The sequence below is a fragment of the Candidatus Thermoplasmatota archaeon genome, from assembly GCA_034660695.1.
GTDB lineage: Archaea > Thermoplasmatota > E2 > UBA202 > DSCA01 > JAYEJS01.
The window spans coordinates 1-6,939 of the sequence record JAYEJS010000091.1 but is presented as its reverse complement, the minus strand read 5'-3'; the positions used below and the strand labels follow the sequence as shown (position 1 = coordinate 6,939).

At 38.7% G+C, this 6,939-nt stretch carries 5 protein-coding genes; 2 read left to right on the top strand and 3 right to left on the bottom strand.

The annotated features are described in order from the left end of the window. Positions 1-174: 174 nt before the first annotated feature. Positions 175-825 (bottom strand): alpha/beta hydrolase, encoded by a 651-nt coding sequence (locus tag U9O96_04660; protein ID MEA2054391.1) that lies wholly within the window; start codon positions 823-825, stop codon positions 175-177. A 138-nt stretch (positions 826-963) separates the two neighbouring features. Here U9O96_04660 and leuS point away from each other — a divergent pair, with 138 nt between their 5' ends. Together leuS and U9O96_04650 are read left to right on the top strand one after the other, a co-directional pair. After that, the gene (leuS, locus tag U9O96_04655) at positions 964-3,741 is read left to right on the top strand and encodes a leucine--tRNA ligase (GenBank protein MEA2054390.1); all 2,778 of its coding nucleotides are present in this window, start codon (positions 964-966) and stop codon (positions 3,739-3,741) included. Between the two features lie 44 nt (positions 3,742-3,785). Continuing rightward, on the top strand, positions 3,786-5,339 hold the full coding sequence (locus tag U9O96_04650; protein ID MEA2054389.1) for a hypothetical protein: 1,554 nt from the start codon (positions 3,786-3,788) through the stop codon (positions 5,337-5,339). Here U9O96_04650 and U9O96_04645 read toward each other — a convergent pair. Next, positions 5,336-6,280: an SDR family NAD(P)-dependent oxidoreductase gene (locus tag U9O96_04645; protein ID MEA2054388.1), complete on the bottom strand. Its 945-nt coding sequence runs from the start codon at positions 6,278-6,280 to the stop codon at positions 5,336-5,338. The two genes, U9O96_04650 and U9O96_04645, sit on opposite strands and share 4 nt — an antisense overlap. A 155-nt stretch (positions 6,281-6,435) precedes the next feature. Next, positions 6,436-6,591, bottom strand: coding sequence for a ribbon-helix-helix domain-containing protein (locus tag U9O96_04640; GenBank protein MEA2054387.1), 156 nt, complete (start codon positions 6,589-6,591; stop codon positions 6,436-6,438). Between the last annotated feature and the right edge of the window lie 348 nt (positions 6,592-6,939).

Genomic DNA, 6,939 nt, shown 5'->3' with positions numbered 1-6,939 from the left:
CTAATAAAACTTGCGGTATTTCTAAATTTTTAGTGACCACATTTGGATATGTGGACTCTGTTTTTTATTGCCAATTACTAGATATAGAATTCAAAAAGTTAACAGAAAAATCCTTGGAACTTCCGCTTTAAATTCCTATTTGTAACTGCATTATAAATTTGTGGACTCCCTCAGCTATATCTCGCCAATTTTTATTACAAAAAAATGATGGCAACCATCATACAACCTGTATTCTGCATTGTATTTCTCTGCAATTCTTTTAACCAATTCAGGGGAACATACTCTATCCTTCTTTGTCGCAATGAAAAGAAGGGGACATTTCACTTTCTTTTCATCTACCGCTATCTTGTTCCTTCCCAGTTCATGCGTAACAATTGCTGATTGTTCCTCCAATTTTTCATAGATATTTTTCGCCTCTTCTTCTTCTACCCCGACCAACATATATTTCCTAACATAAGGATAATCTTCTTTAAACGGCTTTCCCATGATAACTTTTGGTGCATATTTAGCAGAGGATAGCACAATGTCACCATGAAACTTCACTCCCTTTGGTGCTGCAGAGCATATAGCAACACCGCCCTTTATACTGGCTTCCTCCGCTACTTTCTGGACAATCAAACCGCCCATTGAATGTCCTATAACTATATCGTTTTCTGTTACCACTGCCTTTACTTTATCTACATAATCTTGAAAATGAACTTTTCTCAAATCCAATCCTTCTTTTAAATTTACTGCTTTACATGAAAAACCCCTCTCATTAAAATAATCAATAACAGGATGCCACACATCAGCATTGGATAACATCCCGTGAACAAAGACAAGCATATAATTATAATTAAAAACGTCTACAAATACTTATTCTTTTATCACCATTGTGTTACAGAACTGAAATTTACCTCGAACTTAACAGAACTCCCTTTTTATTCACAACTCTTATATAAATCACTCCATTATAGCATCCTGATGGTAGACTTCACGGCCATAGAAAAAAAATGGCAGGAAAGATGGTTTAAGGCAGGGCTTTATAAGGCGAAAAAAGATGGAAAAAAATTCTTCATACATTTTGCGTATCCGGGCATTTCTGGATATCTCCATGTCGGGCACATGAGAGGGTTTGCCTATGCAGATATTATCGCAAGATACAAGAGAATGACAGGCTATAGCGTCTGTTTCCCGGCTGGCTTTCATGCATCCGGGCTGCCCACCGTAAGCCTGGCGAAGAAAGTGGCCAGGAAAGAGTCTGGTATGCTCAAATATTTGAGGGATAACAGATGCCCTGATGATGTAATAAAAAAACTTTCCGACCCGGAAGAGGTTGTGAGATACTTCAGTAAGGTGTACGTTGAAGATTACTGGAAACCCTTTGGATTTTTTATAGACTATTCACGACTCATGGATACTATTTCGCCGGGCTACAAAAAATTCATAGAGTGGCAGTTTCACAAATTAAAAGATAAAGGATTGTTGATTCAGAAGCCCCACTTCGCTCCTTTTTGTCCGAATTGCGGGCCTGTAGCGGTGGACAAGTCGGAGACAGACATATCGGAAGGGGGAGATGCAGAAATTCTCGAGTTTACCGTCATAAAATTCCAGATGGATGATATGATTTTACCAGCTGCCACGCTCCGCCCGGAAACAATATTCGGGGTTACAAACATGTGGATTAATCCCGATGAAGAGTACGTTATAACCATGGTGGGCAATGAAAAGTGGATTCTCTCAGAGCAGGGTAGCCAAAAAATTTCTAATCAGATGAACAAGGAAGTGGAGGCGATTGGAACCGTTTCCGGGAAAGAACTCGTCGGAAAGAAATGCACCGTTCCAGTAGTGGAAAGGAAAGTCCCAATTTTACCGGCTACATTTGCCGATCCCAACGTGGCTACGGGTATTGTCATGTCCGTTCCAGCCCATGCCCCGTATGACTACATCGCATTAAAAGATTTGCAATCAGATATTGAGCCGATTGTCATCATTTCTGTTAGGGGACACACCATTCCTGCAAAGGAAGTTGTAGAGAAAATGGGGATAAAGAATCAGAATGAAGAAGATGCATTGGAAAAAGCTACACAGGAAGTATATAAGGAAGAATTTCACAAAGGAACGTTAAATGAAAGTTGTGGAGAATATGCGGGCATAAAAATTTCTGAAATAAAAGATTCGGTGAAGAATATGCTCATCGAGGAAGGGAAGGCATCCATTATGAGGGAATTTTCAAAGCGTGTTGTCTGCCGATGCGGCAACGAAGTCATAATAAAAATTGTGCCAGATCAGTGGTTTATCCGCTATAGTGATGAAGAATTGACCGGAATGAGTAAAGAGCATGCTGCAAGCATGGACATATATCCTGAAGAATATAAGCAGGAATTGCCAAAAGTTTTGGATTGGTTTAAAGACAGGGCATGCATCCGGCAGGGCTCATGGCTTGGAACAGAATTTCCGTTCAAAAAGGAGTGGATTATCGAGCCCATTTCCGATTCGGCACTTTACCCAGCATACTACGTCATATCAAAATATGTAAATGAGAGAAGGCTAAAGACAGATGACATGGACAATGAATTCTTTGATTATGTTTTTCTGGGCAGAGGAAAAGAAAAAAATTCGATGTGGAAGGAAATCAGAGATGACTTTCTTTACTGGTATCCCGTAGATATAAACCTCGGAGGAAAGGAGCATAAGACCGTTCATTTCCCTGTCTTCATAATGAATCATGTTGCAATCATGGAAGCAGAGCATTGGCCCAAAGGCATATTCGTCAACTGGTGGATAATACAGAAAAGTGGAGAAAAAATTTCAAAATCAAAAGGAGGGGCAGTACCCATACCAGATGCTGCCACTCTCTATGGCATAGATGCAATGCGCCTCTATTATGCCCATATCGGCTCTCCGTATGTTGACGTAGAATGGGACAACAATAAGGTAGAAAATTATAGGAGCAGACTTGCCAAGCTCTGGAATATGCATGACCATCTGCTCGGAATACAAAAGGAGGAGGAAAGCAGCATAGACGACTGGCTGGAAGCAATGCTCAACCAGAAAATTAGGGATATAAAAAGAGCGATGGAAAATTATGAATTAAGGAAGGCTGCAAACATCATATTTTTTGATATTTATAACACCTTTCAATGGTATATGGAAAGAGGAGGAAAAAACAGCAGGGTGGTTAAAAAATTGATGGGGGACTGGATAAAAATGATGTGCCCCTTCACGCCACACATTGCGGAAGAGATGTGGGAAAATCTTGGCAAGGAAGGTTTTGTATCTGAAGATTTATTTCCCGAAGAAAAGCCAGTAAATGAGGAAGTATTGAGAAGCGAGCAGCTGTTGATAAAAACCGTGGAAGATATCAAAGAAATACTGGATGTTACAAAGATAAAACCTTCAAAAATTTTTATTTACACCTCGCCTTCATGGAAATGGACTGTAGCAGAGAAAGCAACAGAACTTGCAGAAAATAAAAAACTTGACATGGGAACATTAATGAAAGAATTGATGAGTAATAAAGACATCAAATCATATGCAAAGCATGTACCGAGGTTTGCCCAGAAAATTATAAAGGATGTGAGCAGAGGAAACAAATTTGCGAGAGTTGATGAAACCGGTTATTTAAAAAATGCAAAGGGCTTTCTAAGAAAAGAATTGAATGCAGAAGTAGAAATTTTTTCTGCAGATGATGATGTGCCCGATCCCGGTAACAAAAAGGCAAAGGCAGAGCCACTAAGACCTGCCATATATGCCGAATAATGATTATAATCTTTTAAATATCAGTAAACAATTATATATTTTGTATGAAAAAAATGAGGAAAGCAGGGATTAAAATAGTATTATGTTTGTTTGTAGTTATATTGCTTTCAGTATCTGGTGTTTCTGTTGTGCTGAGTGAGCATAACGGGCATGGCAAAATTAATGATTGGCATGATTTTTATATAAATGGATATGAAGATGTTATTAGCGATATAGAGATGACCAAAGATAAAGTTCTTGATGTGGATAAGGTAATTGGTGATAGATATGTCATGTACTGGAAGCATATGGTAGATGGTTTTGAAGTTAAGAATGACTCTATTCTTTTGCATCTCGATGGTGTTGGTGGTGAGGTGGTTGAATACAAGAAGCAGTGGAGAGACATCACTTTTTCTTTCGATGATTTTGATATAGATTATTTTGAACCAATTGATTATTTCTGGAAGAAACCGGTTATCTTTGTTGATGAAAAGGATTTAGGATATTTTTATACCTTTTATAATAACCAAGATTATCCTACCGTGTGTTTGGAGGTAAGACAAGTTGATGGTACAACAGTGTTATACGACTTTGAAGGAAACATTATCGGCGACGGGATTTCTACACCATCTGAAAAAGGTTTTTCATTGAATGGTTATGATAAAGAAGTAGGACCTGGCTGCTGGATGAGCTGGAGAATTAATGCTGACAGGTGGTTTAAAGTATGGTGTGATTCTACAGTAAGTCTCGCCTCACCAACAACGGATGTAATTTCTTTTTATGTTGGAAATAAAAATGTTACATTTTTCTATGAGATTGCACATGGAGGGAGTTATTCGTTCTTGGCAAGTTTTGATGGAAGTGAGTATTACTATTATGACTCGACTATTCTTCGGGAGGATATGGCTAATAGAGAACAAATAAAATTTGCTTTTATCGGTAGTTGCGATGGTATGACAGAGACTGGCCCAGATACATTATCTTATGAGTTCAGAAAAGGACAAATGACAGACACAGTAACAATTGGATATACGGGTATGGGTAGTCACTCGGGTTGGTCTGTTTCATTACCTTGGCAGGGGGAAATGTTTAAGAGGATGAATGATGGTTTTAGAGTGAAAAAGGCATTTGATATCGCCTGTGCGGAATATCCAACTATAGCAAGTGCAGTGAAATTTGTTGGAGATGAAACATTAAGGATTGTTGATAATCATCCACCAGAAAAACCACAGAGACCAATCGGTAGATCTGAGGGGAGAATCAACTGGTTGTATGTATACAGCACCAGTAGCAGTGATTTAGATGGTGAAAATCTCTCTTACTGGTTTGATTGGGGCGGTGGAACCGATAGCGGTTGGCTTGGACCATATCCATCAGGAGAAACAATTCGATATTATAATTGGTGGATCAAGGATGGGAATTATAATATTAGAGTTAAGGCAAAAGATGAATATGGTGCTGAAAGTGAGTGGTCTGATCCATTGTCGGTCAGCATGCCAAAATCGTATGAAAATACTTTTGCAGTGTTACTTGAAAAAATATTTGGAAGAAATATATTCTCAGGGAGGTATTCAATCTTTAACCTCCTTTTTCCCTTTATCACTTCATTCTTATTTTAAATTTGATTATGCATCTTATGCCCTGATACCATATCCTCCACAGTCGATTGTAAATCAAATTTTGGTGTATACCCCAGCATCCTTCTGGCCCTCTCACAACTTATTATTCTTGTTGTCCCAAGCGATTTTATCCTGAATCTGGTGAGCGATGGTTCCGTTTGGGCAAATAGCTCTGCAAATAATGCGGCAGCATAAGCAAGGAAAAAGGGCATGCGCCCACGCGGCGGGTCTGTACCCAGTTGGGCAGAAATTTCCTCGAATAACTCTTTCACAGTGCAGACAAAACTAACAACGTTATAGGTATTGCCTTCTTCATCCTTCTCGAGTGCCAATCGTAAACACTGGGCAACATCCATCGGGTGAACTATGGAAATTTGATTATTTTCAGTTCCTATATATACCATCTTTTTCTGTTCCAGCCTTGAGAGAATAATTTCTGCTGCTTTTGCTCCTGCACCCAAAACCAAAGGAGGCCTAATGATTGAGACATGCAGATTTTTATATTTTTTTAGTGATATTTCCGCATCAACCTTTGACTTCTGGTATGCATTCAATGGCTTTTTTGAACTGCCTTCGGTTATTTTCTCTCTGCTGTTTGGAAATCCGTACACCCCGGCAGAGCTTGTAAAAACAATCCTGTCCACTCCTTTTTTTCTGCATGCCTCAGCAATGTTCAAAGTTCCTTCAACGTTTATCCGGTAAATTTCACTTTTTTTACCCCAGTCCATTGCGTAAGCTGCATTATGAAATACGGCATCCACGCCCTCAAGAGCAGGAATAAGAGTTTCTGGTTTTGTTATATCACCGTGAACTATGCTTGCCTCATTGATTTTCGGTGGTGATTGCCGTGTCAATATTTTAACCTTATATCCATGCTCAACCAGTTCCTTCACCAGATACTGCCCGATGAACCCGCTCCCACCAGTAACAAGTACATGCATTGCCCATAAAAATGGGATGGATATATTTATAGTTATTAGACATACATAATTTCGATATATCGGAATCAAAATAATGAACTCTCAAACCAGAAGATGAAAAACGCTTTTCGTTGAGAATCACGTTGATTTTTATCTGTATGATTTCTCATCGTCCGTCATTTATTTTTCATCGCTTCTGCTATTTTATCCCTAAGTATATCCTTGCAAAATTCAGCCACACTTGTATATCCCATCTCAGGATTTTCTCCAATTATTCTTTTTATTGCATCATGCATCCCCTTTGGTAATGATACTGAAGTATGTTTTGTCATAATAATTATAGCTATGCCAAAAGTGGTATATAAATTGTTCTCAGAGAACAATATTGTCTTTCTAATCCAGCTTGAGTATATTGTCACTTGTAATTAAAAATTCAAAAAAAACTACAAACAACTATGCGTAATTTATTTAAAGTATTTTTGCATTTATTATATGACGGCTCCGGCGGAATGATAAAGGAACCTCACCGGAGAGGGTCAAAAGATGAAGGAAAATGAAAGGAAGATGGAAAATATTGATCGCAATAGCGATTGTAGGGGTGTTAGCTATGCCAATGATGTCAGTGAAAGCAGCGGTTAATCCCCGATATCATGGAGATATTGTTTTTGCCGAGTGTAAAG